Source organism: Edaphobacter sp. 12200R-103, assembly GCF_010093025.1.
Taxonomy (GTDB): domain Bacteria; phylum Acidobacteriota; class Terriglobia; order Terriglobales; family Acidobacteriaceae; genus Edaphobacter.
Window position 1 is genome coordinate 3332764 of record NZ_CP048114.1, and the last position, 16940, is coordinate 3349703.

At 61.6% G+C, this 16940-nt stretch carries 14 protein-coding genes; 11 read left to right on the forward strand and 3 right to left on the reverse strand.

Annotated elements, in window-relative coordinates; translation table 11 throughout:
• Positions 1 to 2: 2 nt before the first annotated feature.
• A complete protein-coding gene (locus GWR55_RS13870) occupies positions 3 to 236 on the forward strand; it encodes a hypothetical protein (RefSeq protein WP_162402785.1) in 234 nt (77 codons plus the stop codon).
• 167 nt (positions 237 to 403) lie between these two features.
• Here GWR55_RS13870 and GWR55_RS13875 read toward each other — a convergent pair whose 3' ends face one another.
• Positions 404 to 1270, reverse strand: coding sequence for a LysR family transcriptional regulator (locus GWR55_RS13875; RefSeq protein ID WP_162402786.1), 867 nt, complete (start codon positions 1268 to 1270; stop codon positions 404 to 406).
• Between the two features lie 139 nt (positions 1271 to 1409).
• Here GWR55_RS13875 and katG point away from each other — a divergent pair, with 139 nt between their 5' ends.
• The 10 genes from katG to GWR55_RS13930 all read left to right on the forward strand — a co-directional run bounded on the left by katG (position 1410) and on the right by GWR55_RS13930 (position 13703).
• Positions 1410 to 3602: a catalase/peroxidase HPI gene (gene katG / locus GWR55_RS13880; protein WP_162402787.1), complete on the forward strand. Its 2193-nt coding sequence runs from the start codon at positions 1410 to 1412 to the stop codon at positions 3600 to 3602.
• Positions 3603 to 3967: 365 nt separating this feature from the next.
• On the forward strand, positions 3968 to 4210 hold the full coding sequence (gene yidD, locus GWR55_RS13885; protein ID WP_162402788.1) for a membrane protein insertion efficiency factor YidD: 243 nt from the start codon (positions 3968 to 3970) through the stop codon (positions 4208 to 4210).
• A gap of 155 nt (positions 4211 to 4365) precedes the next feature.
• The gene (locus tag GWR55_RS13895; protein ID WP_238398423.1) at positions 4366 to 6069 is read left to right on the forward strand and encodes a folylpolyglutamate synthase/dihydrofolate synthase family protein; all 1704 of its coding nucleotides are present in this window, start codon (positions 4366 to 4368) and stop codon (positions 6067 to 6069) included.
• A 250-nt stretch (positions 6070 to 6319) separates the two neighbouring features.
• On the forward strand, positions 6320 to 7120 hold the full coding sequence (locus GWR55_RS13900; protein WP_162402789.1) for a 1-acyl-sn-glycerol-3-phosphate acyltransferase: 801 nt from the start codon (positions 6320 to 6322) through the stop codon (positions 7118 to 7120).
• Positions 7121 to 7156: 36 nt separating this feature from the next.
• A complete protein-coding gene (locus GWR55_RS13905; RefSeq protein ID WP_162402790.1) occupies positions 7157 to 7960 on the forward strand; it encodes a gamma-glutamyl-gamma-aminobutyrate hydrolase family protein in 804 nt (267 codons plus the stop codon).
• A 152-nt stretch (positions 7961 to 8112) separates the two neighbouring features.
• A complete protein-coding gene (gene rsmG / locus GWR55_RS13910; protein ID WP_162402791.1) occupies positions 8113 to 8742 on the forward strand; it encodes a 16S rRNA (guanine(527)-N(7))-methyltransferase RsmG in 630 nt (209 codons plus the stop codon).
• A gap of 818 nt (positions 8743 to 9560) precedes the next feature.
• Positions 9561 to 10559, forward strand: coding sequence for a ParA family protein (locus tag GWR55_RS13915; protein ID WP_162402792.1), 999 nt, complete (start codon positions 9561 to 9563; stop codon positions 10557 to 10559).
• Between the two features lie 238 nt (positions 10560 to 10797).
• Positions 10798 to 11757 (forward strand): ParB/RepB/Spo0J family partition protein, encoded by a 960-nt coding sequence (locus GWR55_RS13920; protein ID WP_162402793.1) that lies wholly within the window; start codon positions 10798 to 10800, stop codon positions 11755 to 11757.
• Between the two features lie 505 nt (positions 11758 to 12262).
• Positions 12263 to 12793, forward strand: a complete 531-nt coding sequence (locus tag GWR55_RS13925) for a hypothetical protein (RefSeq protein ID WP_162402794.1) — start codon at positions 12263 to 12265, stop codon at positions 12791 to 12793.
• 187 nt (positions 12794 to 12980) lie between these two features.
• Positions 12981 to 13703: a PEP-CTERM sorting domain-containing protein gene (locus GWR55_RS13930; protein ID WP_162400420.1), complete on the forward strand. Its 723-nt coding sequence runs from the start codon at positions 12981 to 12983 to the stop codon at positions 13701 to 13703.
• A gap of 42 nt (positions 13704 to 13745) precedes the next feature.
• Here the strand turns inward: GWR55_RS13930 and GWR55_RS13935 are convergent, their stop codons facing one another.
• Both GWR55_RS13935 and yidC read right to left on the reverse strand, forming a co-directional pair.
• Positions 13746 to 14267, reverse strand: a complete 522-nt coding sequence (locus tag GWR55_RS13935; protein WP_238398424.1) for a R3H domain-containing nucleic acid-binding protein — start codon at positions 14265 to 14267, stop codon at positions 13746 to 13748.
• 546 nt (positions 14268 to 14813) lie between these two features.
• A complete protein-coding gene (gene yidC, locus GWR55_RS13940) occupies positions 14814 to 16634 on the reverse strand; it encodes a membrane protein insertase YidC (RefSeq protein WP_162402796.1) in 1821 nt (606 codons plus the stop codon).
• Between the last annotated feature and the right edge of the window lie 306 nt (positions 16635 to 16940).

The following is a 16940-nucleotide window of genomic DNA, read 5'->3' on the forward strand; positions in this document are numbered from 1 at the left end:
ACATGCAACGCATGACCTGGGGTGTATCCGCGCATAGAGAGATGTTTTCCGTGGGTGTCATCCTGAGTGGAGCGCGTCAGCGCGGAGTCGAAGAGCCTGCCCTGAGCGAAGTCGAACGGGATCTGCGGTTTGGGATGGTGACTGAGCCAACGAACCGCAGATCCTTCGACTCCGCTTCCGGCGATAAGACCGCGAGAGGCAACGGCTTCAGGACACAGCGTATGGGTATTGCTTAAGCGCGCTGCGTATGGGTATTGCTCAAGGGCGCTGCGTATGGGTATTGCTTAAGGGCACGGCTTCAGCCGTGCCGATGAATCGCCATCTGGATTGCGGCTTTAGCCGCTGAGGCCAACGCCAGCCGCAAAGAAGAGCTCGAGTAAGCACCTCCGATAAAAAAGCAAATTTACTTCTGCATCCCTGACAGAAAAGCGCGCTGCACACGGTTGAAGCTGCGACCGCGCAGCACGGCGGCGACAACCGTGCGCGTTGCCCGCACGTCGCTAAGACGGATGTAGCGACAGCCGGCGTTGCGGTCGACGGCCATCTCAGGCGCGAGCGAGATGCCGACACCAGCGGCCACCATCCCGAAGAGGCTGCTGAACTGTCCGCTCTCAAAGGCAATGTTGGGCGTGATCCGGGCGCGGGCGCAGGTGGCGAGACTGAGATCGCGGAAGCAGTGGCCGTCCCGCAGCATCACAAAGGGCTCGCCGCGCAGGTCACGCAGGGAGAGCGATGCAGCGCCGGCGAGCCGATGCTCCTTGGGCAGCACGGCAAAGAGCGGTTCGGTCCTGAGAGGGAACAGCTCCAGGTCTTTGTGACGCAGCGGAAGTGCGAGGATGGCGATGTCAATGGACAGCTCGCGCAGGCTCTCGATGAGCACCGGGGTTACGTCTTCGACGATGCGCAGCTTTGCGTCGGGGAATCGCTTCGCAAAGCTGGTCGTATACCGAGGCACCAGGTAGGGCGAGATGGTAGGGATGACACCGAGGGATACGCTGCCGCGCACGTCGGCGTTCTTCTGCGCCACGCTCGACCGCGCCGTCTCCATCTGCTCCAGGATGGAGCGGGCGTGCGGAATAAAGGCGCGACCCGCCTCGGTAAGGCGGACGCTGCGGCCCAGCCGGTCAAAGAGCTTTGCTCCCAGGTTCTCCTCGAGTTTGAGAACCTGTTGCGACAGAGATGGTTGCGCAATCTGGCAGCGCTCGGCAGCGCGGCTGAAGCTGCCGGTCTCGGCCACGGCGCAGACGTAACGAAGCTGGTGAAATTCCATAGAGAAAGACTATACCTGGAAGGCGATTTGGGTATTTGAACTATAGCTTTCTCAGGTGCTAGAGTCAGTGGGTCGATCGGGCCGCGCTGAATCGCGAGCCATTCACAGGGCTGAAACAGAAGGAGAAGGAGAGAAGTCGATGTCAACTGAAGCGAAGTGCCCGTTCCCTCACGGTGGTGCCGCGGTAAGAACGAACCGTGACTGGTGGCCGAATCAACTGAACCTGAATCTGCTGCATGCGCACTCGTCGCTGTCCGATCCGATGGGTGAAGAGTTCGATTACGCGAAGGAGTTTCAGAGCCTCGATTATGAAGCCCTGAAGAAGGACCTGACGGCCCTGATGACAGACTCGCAGGACTGGTGGCCCGCCGACTTCGGCCACTATGGACCGCTGTTTGTCCGCATGGCCTGGCACAGCGCCGGAACCTATCGCACGTTCGACGGGCGCGGCGGCGGCGGCAGGGGACAGCAGCGTTTTGCTCCGATCAACAGCTGGCCCGACAACGTCAACCTCGACCGCGCGCGGCGCCTGCTGTGGCCCATCAAGCAGAAGTACGGCAAAAAAATCTCGTGGGCCGACCTGCTGATCCTCGCAGGCAACGTCGCCCTGGAGTCGATGGGCTTCAAGACCTTCGGCTTCGCCGGCGGACGCGCCGATGTGTGGGAGCCCGATCTGGACGTCAACTGGGGACACGAGACAACGTGGCTCGGAACCGACAAGCGCTACTCGGGAGAGCGCGATCTCGCAAACCCGTTCGGCGCGACCACGATGGGCCTGATCTACGTCAACCCCGAGGGTCCCGAGGGCGTACCGGACCCGCTGAAGGCGGCGATCGATATCCGCGAGACCTTTGCCCGCATGGCGATGAACGACGAGGAGACAGTCGCGCTGATCGCAGGCGGCCACACCTTCGGCAAGACGCACGGAGCAGGCCCGGGCACGCACCTGGGACGCGAACCCGAAGGGACCACGATCGAAGAGCAGGGGCTTGGCTGGAGCAACGCCTACGCCTCCGGCGTTGCGGGCGACGCCATCGGCAGCGGCCTTGAGGTGACCTGGACGACGCAGCCCACAAAGTGGACGAACGAGTTCTTCGACCACCTGTTCAAGTACGAGTGGGAGCTGACCAAGAGCCCCGGCGGAGCGCATCAGTGGAAGCCCAAGGGCGACGAAGGCGCCAACACGGTGCCGGACGCTCACGACCCCAACAAGCGCAAGCAGCCGAACATGCTGACGACGGACCTTTCGCTGCGCTTCGACCCGATCTATGGCCCCATCTCACGCCGGTTCCTCGAGCACCCGGAGGAGTTTGCCGACGCCTTCGCGCGTGCGTGGTTCAAGCTGACGCATCGCGATATGGGGCCGCGCTCCCGCTACCTTGGACCGGAGGCGCCGAAGGAGGAGCTCATCTGGCAGGACCCGGTTCCCGCCGTCGATCACGTCCTGGTGAACGATCAGGACATCGCCGCGCTCAAGCAGAAGGTCCTGGCCTCGGGCCTGACGGTGTCGGAGCTTGTTTCGACAGCATGGGCTTCGGCCGCGACCTTCCGTGGCTCCGACAAGCGCGGCGGCGCCAACGGCGCGCGCATTCGCCTTGCGCCCCAGAAGGACTGGAAGGTCAATGAGCCCGAACGGCTGGCAAAGGTGCTGAAGAAGCTCGAAGGCATCCAGAACGAGTTCAATGGCGCGCAGAGCGGCGGCAAGAAGATCTCGCTTGCCGACCTCATCGTGCTCGCGGGCTGCGCCGGGGTCGAGCAGGCCGCGAAGAACGCGGGCATCCACGTGACCGTCCCATTCACACCGGGCCGCACGGACGCTTCGCAGGAGCAGACCGACGTGGAATCCTTCGCCCTGCTGGAGCCGAAGGCCGACGGCTTCCGCTCCTATTGGACCGGGGAGACCGACGGAACCGCCGAAGTGGAGTTGCTGGACAAGGCACAACTGCTGCGCCTGACCGCGCCGGAGCTGACGGTGCTGCTCGGCGGCCTGCGCGTACTGAACATCAACTACGGGCAGGCTCGGTATGGCGTGTTCACAGACAGGCCCGAGGCCTTGACCAACGATTTCTTCGTCAACCTGCTGGATATGAAAACCGTGTGGAAGGCGGTCTCGAGCGATGAAAACACGTTTGAGGGAAGAAACCGGAAGACAGGTGAGGTGAGGTGGACGGCAACACGCGCCGACCTTATCTTCGGCTCGAACTCGCAGCTTCGGGCTCTGTCCGAGGTCTACGGCAGTGCGGACTCGCACGAGAAGTTCGTCAAGGACTTCGCGGCGGTCTGGAACAAGGTGATGAACCTGGACCGCTTCGACCTGGCGGCCTGCAACTAGGCAATGGATGGATGCTGTTGTGAGGGCCTCGATCCGAATTCTTCAGATCGAGGCCCTTTTGCTGTTTAGGGAACAGCCTGAACGCAGCTTCTCGCAGTCTTATCGCGAGAAGCGGAGTCGAAAAATCTGCCGTTGTCCCTGGTCACTTACTCTTCCCCATTGCACGTTAAGGTTTGCCGGGTGCCCCATCTTCGCGGCAAAGCCGCTAAGGTGGGTTTGCAGGATGCCACGCCAACCAAACACAACAGACCAGGCACCGGTACCACACCTCTCAACTTAGAAATAAGACATTCGAACAAAACTCGGACCACCCACCACAAATCCACCCACCACAAACCAAACTACAATCAAACCAAAGACCGGCCATGCCCGAACCAGAACCCAGCCCGCTGGCCCGCATCCTCTTCCGCATCTATAAATCTGTGCTGTCTCCCGCTCTCCACGCCCTCAGCCCCTCCCAGTGCCTCTACCTCCCCACCTGCTCGGAGTACGCCTACGTCGCGCTCGCCCGCTTCGGCCCCTTCAAAGGCTCCTGGCTCACCCTGCGCCGCATCGCCCGCTGCCACCCCTTCGCCAAAGGCGGCTTCGACCCCGTCCCCGACCGCTGACCTGAATTTGTCATTGCCTTACACCACGCCCACTAATACATAGGGCAGAATAGGTGTCATCCTGAGCGAAGCGCAGCGAAAGTCGAAGGATCTGCGGTTTGCTCGCCGGGCTACCCCCCGCAACCCTCCATCCTCCGGCCTATTAAAATGACCCCATGTCCTACAAAGCAGCGGTCGACCATCTGTACGCTCGTGGTCTCGAGCTCACCACCTCACGTCGCAAGTTCGAGCTCGAACACATGCGCACCCTCGCCCACGCCCTCGGCGACCCGCAGACCCGCTTTCCCTCCGTCCTGATCGCCGGAACCAACGGCAAGGGATCGACCGCCGCCACCCTCGCCAGCATCCTCACCGCCGCTGGCTACCGTACCGCGCTCTACACGTCGCCCCACCTCTCGCGCGTCAACGAGCGCATCCAGATCGACGGCCAGCCCATTCCCGATGACGACTTCGCCCGCCTCTACTTCCAGGTCGACACCGCCGCCGAGCAGCTCGTCACCTCCGGCCAGCTCCCCCAGCACCCCAGCTTCTTCGAAACCCTCACTGCCGTAGCCTTCCTCTACTTCGCAGGCGACCAACACACCGAAGCCCCCCAAAACCGGGTGCCCCATCTTCGCGGCGAAGCCGCTAAGGTGGGTTCGCAGGATGCCTCTCAAGAGAAAAGAACCTCAGGACAGAAAGAAACTGTCATCCTGAGCGAAGGCGAAGCCGCAGTCGAAGGATCTGCGGTTCGTCCGCCCAGCCCCAACACCGCATTGGCCACCAATAACTCCGCCACCCCCGCTCCGAAGGCGCCTCCCGCCGTGCGCGTAGCACCAGTCGACATAGCCATCCTCGAAGTCGGCCTCGGCGGCCGCCTCGACGCCACCAACATCGTCGAGCCGATCCTCTCCATCCTCACTGACATCTCCCTCGACCACCAGGACTACCTCGGCAACACCATCGCCGAGATCACCCGCGAAAAGGCCGGTATCCTCCGCCACCACGGAACCCTCATCACGCTCCCGCAACACCCCGAGGCCAACCAGGCCATCGGCGAAGCCGCCGCCACGCTCGACCTGCACGCCGTCAACGCAGCCCAGTACATCCCTACCGCCGACAAGCTCCTGCACGATACCGATAGTCTCGTTAAGGGCACGGCTTCAGCCGTGCCGCACGCAGCCCGATTACGCGAAGGGGCTTCAGCCCCTGAGGTCCCCCTCCCGCGCAACCGCTACACCGTCACCCTCGCCGGCCAGCCGCTGCACGTCGACTCTCCCCTCGCTGGCCAGCACCAGCAGCGCAACATTGCACTCGCTATCGCCGCAGCCGAAGAATTACGCAACCCCACCGGTTACAAATCGAAAGAAAGTAACCATATAAGTTACAAAATAACCAACGCGCAGATCGAACAAGGCATCCGTAACACCCAATGGCCCGGCCGCCTGGAGCTGATTTCACTCCCCGACTCCGCCCCCGTCCTGCTCGACGTCGCCCACAATCCCGCCGGAGCCTGGACCCTTCGAGCCGCGCTTGCACAGCTTCCTGACGAGATGCCGCGAACTCTGCTCTTCTCCTGCCTGCGCGACAAGGACCTCCGCGAGATGAGCCAGATTCTCCTTCCGCTCTTTGACGCCTCTTCGCCGGACCGCTCGCACGATCACGTCGTGCTCGCCCCCATCGACAGTCCCCGCGCCGCCACGCTCGAAGACCTCGCCGCCCAGGCCCGCGACCTCGAAGTCCCCGCTGAGATCACCACAAGCCTCAAAGAGGCCCTCGTCCAGGCCCGCAAACTGACACCCACCAACGGCCTCATCGTAGCCACCGGCTCGGTCTACCTCATCGGCGAACTCCGCACCCTCATCCTCGGTCGCTCATAGTCATCACCATGGATCCCGATCTACGACGAAGTGAGGATTTCCGGCAGCCGCCTGCAGATGTCATGCTGAACAAAAGCCGATCGAGAAGCTTCGCTCAAGCGCATCATCCCGCAAAAAGTATCATCCTGAGCGAAGCCAGCAGGGAACGAAGCACAGCAGTGAATAGAGAGAGAGTGTCATCCTGAGCGAAGTCGAAGGATCTGCGGTTAAACTCCGCAAAGGAACCCCAACCCGAGGAAACCAAGCAAACGTGCCCGAACCGTCCACCAGCCTTGAGCAGCCACCCCAAAGGCCCCCCGTCGCCAAGCCGCCCGCGCCGGCCTTCTTCCGCTGGCTCACCTACCTGCTCCTGATCCCGCTCATCGCCGCCTCCACCACCTTCTTCGGCTGCATTTCGCTCATCTGCGGCCTGTGGGACAAGTCCGGACGGCAGCAGCACTTCATCGCACACCTCTGGGCCCGCACCCTGCTGCTCCTTAGCCTCTCGCCCGTCACCCTCATCGGCGCGGAGAAGCTCCGCCTCCACCAGACCGCCGTCTACGCCGCGAACCATTTGAGTTACTACGACACCCCCGTGCTCTTCGCTCGCCTTCCGTTCCAGTTCCGCATCATGGCCAAGCAGGCGCTCTGGAAGATTCCCTTCATCGGCTGGTATCTCAACCGCTCCGGCCAGGTTCCCGTCGACCAGTCCAGCTCGCGCAACGCCGTCGCCAGCCTCAACCGCTGCGTCCAGACCCTCAAGGGCGGGATGCCCATGGTGATCTTCCCCGAAGGCGGCCGCACAAAGGACGGGCACCCCCAAGCCTTCGTCTCGGGCGCCGCCTATATGGCCATCAAGGCGCAGGTTCCACTCGTCCCCATCACCCTCGTCGGAACCTACGAGCTTCTGCCTATGCACACCTACCACCTGCACCCGCGTCCGCTCTGCGTCGTCGTCGGCGACCCCATCCCGACCACAGGCCTGACCACACGCGATGCCGACGCTCTTACCGAACAGCTTCTGGACACCATCACCCGCACCTATATCAGCTACCATCCCGAACTCGACTGAAGCGCCGCGGTCAGCCGTATCATGGAAACAATCGCCATGAGACCGCGCATCGCTATTCCCGTCCCGACCAGCCAAAACCCCGAGTACAACTCCCGCTCCTGGCCCGCCTATGCCGAGGCCGTCCGCAAGGCCGGAGGCGACCCCATCGAGATTCCGCTGAACGCCTCTCCCCGCGAGACCGCCGACCTGATCAACACCTGCCACGGCGTCCTGCTGCCCGGCTCGCCCGCCGACGTCAATCCCCACAAGTTCGGCCAGGAGCCCATTCCGGAGTGCAACCCTGCGGACCCGGCACGTGAAAACGTCGATGAGCTTCTGATCCAGGACGCCCATAACCTCTACAAGCCGCTCTTCACCATCTGCTTCGGGACCCAATCCCTGAACGTCTGGCGCGGGGGCACGCTTATCCAGGACCTCAGCCCCGTTCCCGTTAACCACTCCGCAGGACGAACCGTGGCGGTAGCTCATACCGCAGCCGTGCTTCAGGACTCGATCGTAGGCCGTCTTCTCTCCGACGACGAAGCGCCCCGGCACGACGATTTTGCGCGGCTTCCCATCAACTCCAGCCACCACCAGGCCATTGGAATTCCCGGAGACGGGTTGCGCGTTGTCGCGCGAAGCACGGAGGATGGCGTCGTCGAGGCGGTGGAGGGCGGGCAGGACCAGCAGAACCCCGATGCCCACTTCGTCCTCGGTGTGCAGTGGCATCCGGAGCGCAGCTACGAGATCAGCGCCGCCTCGCGGGCGCTCTTTGAGCGGTTCGTCGCGGAAGCAGCGGCATGGAAGCCTCGCGCCATCCACGCCTCCGTCGTCCCGGACTCCGCCGTCCGAAACTCCTGATTGTTCCACGTGGAACAATCTTGCTTCCCCTCCAGCACATTCCCGTCATTCTGGGCGCAGCGAAGAATCCCTGTATTTTGCGCGCACCCGGTAGACTCCCAGTCGCGGACGCAAAATGTTCCACGTGGAACATCTGCGATACTCAAAGAACGATGTCCCTCCTGAGTGAAGCGCAGATCGAAAAGGTCCTTCAGCCCTACCTTTCACCTATCTCCCCTGAACTTACCCTACAATTGTCGGCTTACCTGGGTCTTCTGACCAAGTGGAACGCCCGTACCAACCTGACCGCCGTGCGGGACCCGGAGGAGATGGTACGGCGTCACTTCGGCGAGAGCCTATTTACCGGCAGGCACCTTGGAGATCCCCTGCCGGATACCCTGCTCGATCTGGGTTCCGGGGCTGGGTTTCCCGGGATTCCGATCGCCCTGCTGCATCCTTCGATCGCTGTAACTCTGGCGGAGTCACAGAACAAGAAGGCGACCTTTCTCCGGGAGGTCGTTCGTACTTTGGGGCTCAAAAACATCGAGGTCTGGGGTGGACGGGCCGAAGACCTTCCGGCAGACAGGACCTTCCACACGGTTACCCTGCGGGCCGTGGACCATATGGCGGCTGCGCTGGACGCAGCGGTCTCGCGGGCCGCGCAACAGATCCTCCTGCTTGCAACTGGGGCTTCGGAGATTCTCGGAGGGCTCAGCCTCCAGGAGAAAATTCCGCTTCCAGAGAGCCACGGCAGTTTTCTCCTGAGGTTTGGGGTAGCCAGTGTTCCACGTGGAACACTTTAGGAGCTGGTCCGGGTATGTTCCACGTGGAACACTCCAGGATTATCGGACTATCTCTCTACTGATTGCATGGACCCCCTAATTTTCCGCGTGTCGTTCTGAGCGGAGCGCGTCAGCGCGTAAAGCCTGCCCTGAGCGAAGTCGAGGGATGAATCTGCGGTATGGAGTAGTCGCCGAGACGAGCAAACCGCAGATCCTTCGACTACGCTTCTCGCGATAAGGCCGCGAGAGCTCCGCCCAGGATGACACATTCAAGGGTTATCGGAGCCTGAATCGACCTGCAACGAGGCGACGGGATGGACCCTCTTGCCCTAATGAGACCTTCAGGGATCGTCGTCAAGGTTCCACGTGGAACATACAGTGAGGGAAGCCCGCCCAGGACTGTTCCACGTGGAACAATGCAGTCGTGTTCGGCCTCTTTTAATGAGGGTAGCTGCCACCCTACCGTGTCATTCCGAGCGAAGCGCAGCGAAGTCGAGGAACCCCCGCATTTTTGCGCTGCTGATCAGGATCGTTTGCCCTATTTGAGACAGATGCTTGTGCGGGCAGGGGAAAATGTGGGGTCTCTCCGCTACGGCCCTTCGGGCCTCGGTCGAGATGACACTTCTGACGGAGAACGGGAGAATGGACAACGGAGAGTGTCTTCGGGAGGTGTCGACGAAGGCGACCCTGCAGCACGATTTCCACATTCGCTGCCCCGAAACTCCTGCATTTTGCTCGGATTTCCCGTCTTCCACACGTTCTCCACAGGAAGAGGCGGTTCTGCACAACGCCAGAGGATTGCTCTTCCGTTCCCCCGCCGGTAACCTTTTGTTATTGCAATGACCACCCTTCCTTCTTCTCCAAAGACGACGACCGTAGAACCCCTTGTGGGTTCGGGAGCAAGTTCCAGCGCCACCAGTACGACGGTAGACCCGAAGACCGAGGCGGCGGCGAAGGCGTGCCGTGTGATCGCCATCGTGAACCAGAAGGGTGGCGTGGGAAAGACGACGACCGCGATCAATCTGGCGGCCTCCTTCGCGCTGGAGGGGATTCCCACGCTGCTGATCGACTGCGATCCGCAGGCTAACTCCTCGGGAGGGCTGGGCGTGGCCCGGCAGACGGATGAGGACGAACACCGCAACAGCACCTACGACCTTCTGCTGGGGGATGCCACGGTCGCCGAGAGCGTGCTTCCGACCGAGATCGAGAACCTGAAGCTGGTTCCTTCGAGTAAAAACCTGGTGGGAGCGACGATTGAGCTGATCTCGGCGGACCGCCGCGAGTACCGGCTGCGGGAGGCTCTGGCCCCGGTGCGAGCGCAGTTTCCTTTCATTCTGCTGGATTGCCCCCCGGCGCTGGATCTATTGACCCTGAATGCTTTGGTCGCGGCCGATGGTCTGCTGGTTCCCATGCAGGCGGAGTACTTTGCGCTGGAGGGAATCTCGGAGCTGATGTCGACCATGGACCGGGTGAGCGCTAGCTTCAATCCCAATCTCTCGCTGGAAGGCGTCCTGCTGACGATGTACGACGACCGGACCAACCTGGCGATGCAGGTGACGGAGAACCTGAAGGCGTATTTCAACGACAAGCTGCTGAAGACGACGATTCCGCGCAATGTGCGCCTGGCGGAGGCCCCGAGTCACGGCAAGCCGGTGGCGCTTTATGACGCGAAGTCACGTGGGGCAGAGACTTACCGGGAGCTGGCGCTGGAGCTGCTGGCCCGCAATAACATGGAGAGTCCTGAAGTAAAGCGCCGCAAGGCTGCGGCGGCCGCGGCGGCAAGTGCTCTGAAGTCGTTTCAGAAGCCGGAGAAGAAGTCACGGTTCTGGAAGAAGTGAGGTTTGGGCTGCGCGGAGAGTGTGGGGTGTAGAGACGCAGATCCTTCGACTGCGCCCCTTCAGGCTTCGCTCAGGATGACACTTATTGATAGGCACCCGGATGAATAGCTGCTCAGAACGCCATGTCGAGTGTTTAGAACAACATGCTGAGTTTAGAACGGCATGTGTTGCATGCAGAAAACGCCATGCTGAGTGCAGAAGAGACGAAATGACAGATTACTGGAAAGAAGATTGACCTATGGCCACCGCAACGCCTGATAGCAAACGTCGTGCCCTTGGCAAGGGGCTGGAGTCCCTTCTGCCGCAGCGTCCTGCCGCTCCTGCCGCGCAGCCTGTCAGCTCCATCGCTGCCGCTGCTGCTCCCGCCGAGCCTTTGGGGAAGCCGCTGGAGGTTTCGCTGGACCATATAGAGCGCAATCCCTGGCAGACGCGAAAGCACTTTGACGAGGCGCAGCTGAATGAGCTGGCGCAGTCGATCGCGGCCAGCGGTGTGGTGCAGCCGATTGTGGTGAGGCCGCTGCCTGCGTCAACGACACAGGGGCCGGGGCAGAATCCGACGCGTTACCAGCTGATCATGGGCGAGCGGAGGTGGCTGGCTTCGCGCAAGGCGGGCAAAGCCACGATTCCGGCGATCGTCCGGCAGGTTTCGGATGAGCAGGTGCTGGAGATGACGATCGTCGAGAACCTGCAGCGTACCGACCTGAACCCGATGGAACAGGCGCGGGCGTTCCAGCGGCTGAGCCAGGAGTTCAAGCTGACGCAGGAGCAGATGGCGACGCGGACGGGCAAGGACCGCGCCTCGGTGGCGAACTTTCTGCGGCTGCTGCGGCTGCCGGAGTCGGTACAGGCGAAGGTGGAGACGGCGGAGCTGAGCTTTGGGCACGCACGGACCCTGCTGGCGCTGGAGTCGCAGGAGGCGATTGCGGCGGCGGCTCAGAAGGTGCTGGCCTTGTCGCTTTCGGTCCGGCAGACCGAAAACTATGTGCAGGGCCTGATCCATCCTGAGAGCAAGGAAAAGAAGCAGAAGCCGGAGGAGCCGCCGCAGGACCCGAATGTTCGCGAGGCAGAGGACCGGCTGCGGCGGACGCTGGGTTTGAAGGTGAAGATCGAGGACAAGCGGGGCAAGGGTCGCGTGATTATTGAGTACTCGCGGCTTGAGGACTTTGATACTTTGCTGGAGATGCTTGGGGACCGGTAATTGTAGCTCTTACGGTTACAAATAAGGTTTTGGTTCCGAGGACCCTTTCCTGGTGACGGTTGTATCCTGCAAACCCACATCTCAGAGTCGAGATGTGGGGCACCCGTTTTTGGCTGTGCTGTTGGTAGGGTAGGGAGAGATCCTGCAAACCCACCTTAGCGGCTTCGCCGCGAAGATGGGGCACCCGTTTTTGGCTGTGCTGTTGGTAGGGGTAGGGAGAGATCCTGCGAAGCCCACCTTAGCGGCTTCGCCGCGAAGATCGGGGCACCCGGTTTGTGGCGGGGCGAATGCTGGCCCGGTTTTGTGGCGAGGCGGGCTGATCATGCAACTGATGGCAGGGGAGTTATCCGGGTGGCGGGTTCCAGAGTGTGTCAGGATTCCAACGGTGATTCGGAGGGGTTGCCGGGCGGTTTGGCTTCCCAAATTCTTTTGGATGCATCCAACCTGTAGAGGTAGCTCCCTGGTGCTTCAGTCCTCATCACAAATGCCGGATGGTTTCTCCCCTATGATTACGCTTCGATTGACCACATGGGTGAACGCCCCCGTGGAACGTTGCTTTCTGCTTGCAACCAGCAGAGGCTTTTCTCCCGTTGTGAAGAATGGTGTTGCGGTTCCGGATACGACGAAAGGCATGCTGCAGTGCGGCGATGAGCTTGGATGGAAGATGAGCGGCACGGACCACATCAGCCGCGTGGATACGGTGCGGCCGTACTGTCACTTTCGCGAGGTGATGACGGCAGGAATCTTCCGGCACTATGAGCACGACCATCACTTTGCCCCGATGGACGACGGAACGCGTGTGCGCGACGAGATTCGTTTTTCGCTGCGCATGGGCCCGCTGGGGAAGATGTACGGCGCGATGGTGGTGCGTTCGCTGCTGATGCGGATGCTGGTGGATAAGAATATCGAGCTGAAGCGGCTTGCCGAATCTGCCGAGTGGCAGAGGTTTGTGAGCGTGGAAGTTCCTCTGCCGAGCCAGGTTGTGGTTCCTCCGGCTGTTCCGGGGCGCATGAGCAATATGCAGCGATTTGCCTGATACGACAGAAAAACCCTTCTTTCTGCAGACACAGTGTGGGAAATAAATTGCCTTTTTCTGTGCAAGCTGCACCCGTTTTGGGGCAGTTTCCGGGAAAAGCACCTTTGGCTTGAGGATTGCATAGGGTACGAGCAGTAGAAAAACTCTGCAAGGTGGCGAAGTCCGCCTGCATTTTGGATTGCTCGGAATGGCTCGTATTGTTTGTGCCCTGGTTCTCCTCCTGGTCGTTGCTTCTGCCGTCACCGGTGTCCCGGTGCACGCATCGACCGAGTGTGAGCGTTGGGTTGCGGAGTATCGCGACCAGCTTGCGCACTCGGACCTGATGAAACGCGCGGCAGCCGCACGTCATCGTGTGCACCGTTATGTGCATCGCAAGGTAGCCGCACTGCATCCGGAGCGGCCGCATCCACGCACGCGGGTTCTTCCGGCACGGCTTCAACGCCCGAAGATGACGCGGGAGGAGATGCTGCGCCAGCTGGAGTTTGCCTGCGGGGATCTCCCCGTCGATCCGGTGGAGCTGAGCAGGACCGTCAGCTATGAACCGGCGCCGGCGTTTCTTCCTGGAGGCCTGGAAGGCGACGACGTGATGGGACCAACGATGAATCCGACGGGGCCGCAGAGCCTGTTGGCCTCGAACGACGGACCTCCGACAGGCTGGATGCCTGGGCTGGGGGGCGGCATCGGTGGTGTGGGTGGTGGCGGCACTCCGCCCTGGGTGAGGAATCCGGACAATCCGGGCAATCCGGATGGGCCCGGTACCCCGGGGAATCCTGGGAATCCCGGGAATCCTGGGAACCCGGGTGGACCTCCCACGGCGGTTACGCCTGAGCCGGAAAGCCTGCTGCTGGTAGCGACGGGAGTTCTGGGTGCGGTGGGCGCAGTGCGGCGGCGGCTTCAGAGGCCGGCATAAGGGAGCGGGCGGCTGTGATCCCCTGGCGCGGAGGCCAGGTCTTCAGCGACGGCGAAAGCGCTGACGGATGACGGCTGCCCGGTCCTCGCGCGAGGGCTCGGCCGGGGGCTTTTCGCCTTCGGGATAGAGAATGACAAACCGGCGGGAACCTTCGCCTGAGGAGGCGGTGGAGAGCCCGGAAGAGGCGAGCGCGAGATGCAGAAGGCGGCGCTCACGGGAGCTCATGGGCGAGAAGCTGTAGGGCTGGCCGGTGCGGCGGACGCGTTCGACGGCGACCTCAGCGGCGACCTGCAGCTCACGTTGGCGAAGCACCTTGAAGCTGTCGGCATCGAAGGAGATGCGGTCGTGCTCCTCGTGTTCATAGCGGAGGATTTTGGCGGCGACGTGCTCGAGCGAGAGCAGAAGCTCACCGTTGCGCGAGAGCAGCAGAGGGACGTCGGGCCCGCTGAACTCGACTTCGATCTCGGGTGTCGAACCATCGGCGCGGGGAATCGGGGTCTCGCGAATCGTGTACTTCAGACTCAAACGGCCCGGTGCGGTGAGTGTCTGAAGGAAATCAGCCACTCTCTTCTTTTTCGCTTGCAGGTCTTCCATTGGGATTTGTTTAGTATACGGAAATTGGTTGGAAGATGGGGTGTGGCTGGAGTTAGGTTTGGCGCTGGCGTGATCGGGCAGAGAAGCAGATCCCCCCACTTCGGCTTCGCCTTCGGCCGGGATGACACTTCTTTCCATCGTTCAGAGGGTGCTTTGTTGGTGGATGCCGGTGGATACCCCTATCTCAGAATCGAGAGGTGGACCACCCGCCGCCTTTGCCACGTTGTGATCGGCTTGAGGAGACATCCTGCAAAACCCACCTTAGCTTCGCGAAGGTGGGGCACCCGTTTGGTGGCCGTACGGAGAGTGGAACGCAGATCCTTCGACTCGCGGCTCTGCCGCTTCGCTCAGGATGACACGCCCTTGAGAATCTTTCGCTGGTGGCTTCCTCTTTCGCACGATCAAAGAACCTGTCCCCCTCAAGGAACCTGTGAGGCAAAGAGAAGAGGAGACTCTGTGGGGAGTCTCCTCTTTTGCTTATGGTGTTTTCGACTGCTATGCTTCCAGGGCGTACGGTCAGCGCTTGCCCTGGATGACGGGTGCTCCGGCTTTGCGTCGGGCTCGTTTGGCGGCGATCTCTTTCATCTCGCGGCCCATGGAGGTGTACTTCATCATGATCCATTGCTGTGCGATGCCGAAGAAGTTGCCGACGGCCCAGTAGAGGCCGAGACCGGAGGCGTAGGTGAGGACGAAGTATCCGGTGATGAGCGGCATGAAGTAGGCCATCATCTTCTGCTGCTGAGGATCGACCCCCGGAGAAGGCGTGTAGTACTGCATCAGGAACTGGCTGATGACCATGACGACGGGAAGGATGTAATACGGGTCGGGCGAGGTGAGGTCCGGCAGCCAGAGCCAGTGGGCGTGGCGCAGCTCGATGACGCGCGGCAGCATGGCGTAGAAGGCATACAGGAGCGGCAGCGTGATGAGCGTGGGAATGCAGCCGCCGAACATGTTGACCCCGTTGTCCTTCTGGAGCTTCATGATCTCGGCGTTCATCTCGTTCCGCTTGGGGTCGTTGATCTTGTACTTCTTGTAGCGCTCCTTGATGGCGTCCATCTGGGGCTGAATGCGCATCATCTTGATGCTGGAGCGCATGGTCTTGATGCGCAGCGGCAGCTGGACGATGTTGATGATGAGGGTCAGCAGGATGATGGCCCATCCCCAGTTGGCGATGACGTGCAGATGGATGAACTGCAGGGCGAGGAAGAGGTACTTGCCGATGGAGCCCCAGAAGCCGAACTCCAGCAGCGGGGAGAGCGAGATCTTGTTGCCGTTGCTGGAGGTGGCGTAGACGTTGCGAATTACGTTGATGGCCTTGGGGCCGACAAAGATACGGGTCTGGGTGTGGCCGCTGGTGTCGCCGAAGGCCGCGCCCAGGATGGAGACATTGATGGCCTTTGCCGAGGACGAAGTGGAACCGAAGCCGGAGCGGTGGATGGTCTTGGCGACGTCAAGCTCGTTGTGCAGCGTGACCATCGTGGAGGTGGCGGGCGAGTCCGGCAGGAAGATAGCGCCGAAGTAGGTGTCGCTGACACCGGCCCAGTCGAAGGGACCGTTGAGGGTGGCGCCGCCGGAGACCTTCTTGGCAGCGATGTGCTCATCCTTCGCGTCGCGGGAGTAGTCGATCTGGGCGCCACTGTATCCGAGGGCGGTGTCCTGATCGCCGAAGCCGCCGGGCCAGGAGATGAGGGCCCGGAGGGGGGTTCCGTTGCGGAGGACCTGGACGTCGGCGTGGAGGACGTAGGTCTCGTCGAAGGAGAAGGTCTTGGTAACGTCGAGGCCGCCAGCGGAGTAGTGGAAGGTCAGCTTGGCCGGGGCGGTCAGGTTGCCGGTCGCGGAGGGCACGTAAAGCGACTGGGAGAGGGTGGCGTTTACACCGGAGTCATAGGTGTGGAGCGAGAGCGGATAGCCGAACTTATCGGCGGCCTGGGTATGGACGAGGTTGAGGGGGTGGCCCTCGGAGTCCTTGTACTGCTTGAGGAGCCAGCTTTTGACCTGGGCGCCGCGATTGGTGAATTCGATGCGGTAGAGCTCGTTCTCAATGACAGTGGTGGATTCCGCAGTGGCCTGAACTGCGGGAGTTGCGGCGGCGGCAGAATTGCCGGGTGCAGGCGCAGACGTGGGCGTGGCGGCCGGGGCAGATGGAGCCGCAGGCGCGGCCGGCCTGGCTGACTGCGTGGCGGCAGGGGCGTTGGGCGAGACTGTCTTCGGATTCGTCTTCTGCCGGTAGTAGCTGAGGCCAAAGAAGACGGCGATCATGAAGAACATGATGGCGAAGAGAGAGCGGTTTTCCTGCCCGCCTCCGCCCTGCTGATTAGGGTTTTTAAACTCTGCCAAGAGATCTTCCTGTTCTTAATACGAATCGGCTTGCTTTCAGGATGCGCCGGGGACGCATGAGATCGCAGGTTCTATGGTAAATCGTCCGGTGGGCTTCGATTGGAATGAGGGATTATGCGGGACGGATTTCTTCGGCGGATGGGTGGGGAGAGAGGTGGAGTGCCCGCACCTGCATCCGGCGATCGATGAGAGCGGACATCCTGGAAGCACGCCTTCGCTTCGTCAAGGTGGGGCACCCGGTTTTGTGGCTGTGCGGACCCTGAAGAACCGCTGCTGCTTCCTCTCTCCTGATTTCGGGTTTTGGGC

Excerpts from the sequence above, each read along its gene's own strand:
- GWR55_RS13870 (WP_162402785.1), top strand. The coding sequence starts at position 3 with ATGCAACGCATGACCTGGGGTGTATCCGCGCATAGAGAGATGTTTTCC.
- yidD (WP_162402788.1), top strand. The coding sequence starts at position 3,968 with ATGCCCGAACCAGAACCCAGCCCGCTGGCCCGCATCCTCTTCCGCATC.
- GWR55_RS13925 (WP_162402794.1), top strand. The coding sequence starts at position 12,263 with ATGATTACGCTTCGATTGACCACATGGGTGAACGCCCCCGTGGAACGT.
- GWR55_RS13895 (WP_238398423.1), top strand. The coding sequence starts at position 4,366 with ATGTCCTACAAAGCAGCGGTCGACCATCTGTACGCTCGTGGTCTCGAG.
- GWR55_RS13905 (WP_162402790.1), top strand. The coding sequence starts at position 7,157 with ATGAGACCGCGCATCGCTATTCCCGTCCCGACCAGCCAAAACCCCGAG.
- GWR55_RS13875 (WP_162402786.1), bottom strand. The coding sequence starts at position 1,270 with ATGGAATTTCACCAGCTTCGTTACGTCTGCGCCGTGGCCGAGACCGGC.
- GWR55_RS13930 (WP_162400420.1), top strand. The coding sequence starts at position 12,981 with ATGGCTCGTATTGTTTGTGCCCTGGTTCTCCTCCTGGTCGTTGCTTCT.
- GWR55_RS13920 (WP_162402793.1), top strand. The coding sequence starts at position 10,798 with ATGGCCACCGCAACGCCTGATAGCAAACGTCGTGCCCTTGGCAAGGGG.
- GWR55_RS13915 (WP_162402792.1), top strand. The coding sequence starts at position 9,561 with ATGACCACCCTTCCTTCTTCTCCAAAGACGACGACCGTAGAACCCCTT.
- katG (WP_162402787.1), top strand. The coding sequence starts at position 1,410 with ATGTCAACTGAAGCGAAGTGCCCGTTCCCTCACGGTGGTGCCGCGGTA.
- rsmG (WP_162402791.1), top strand. The coding sequence starts at position 8,113 with ATGTCCCTCCTGAGTGAAGCGCAGATCGAAAAGGTCCTTCAGCCCTAC.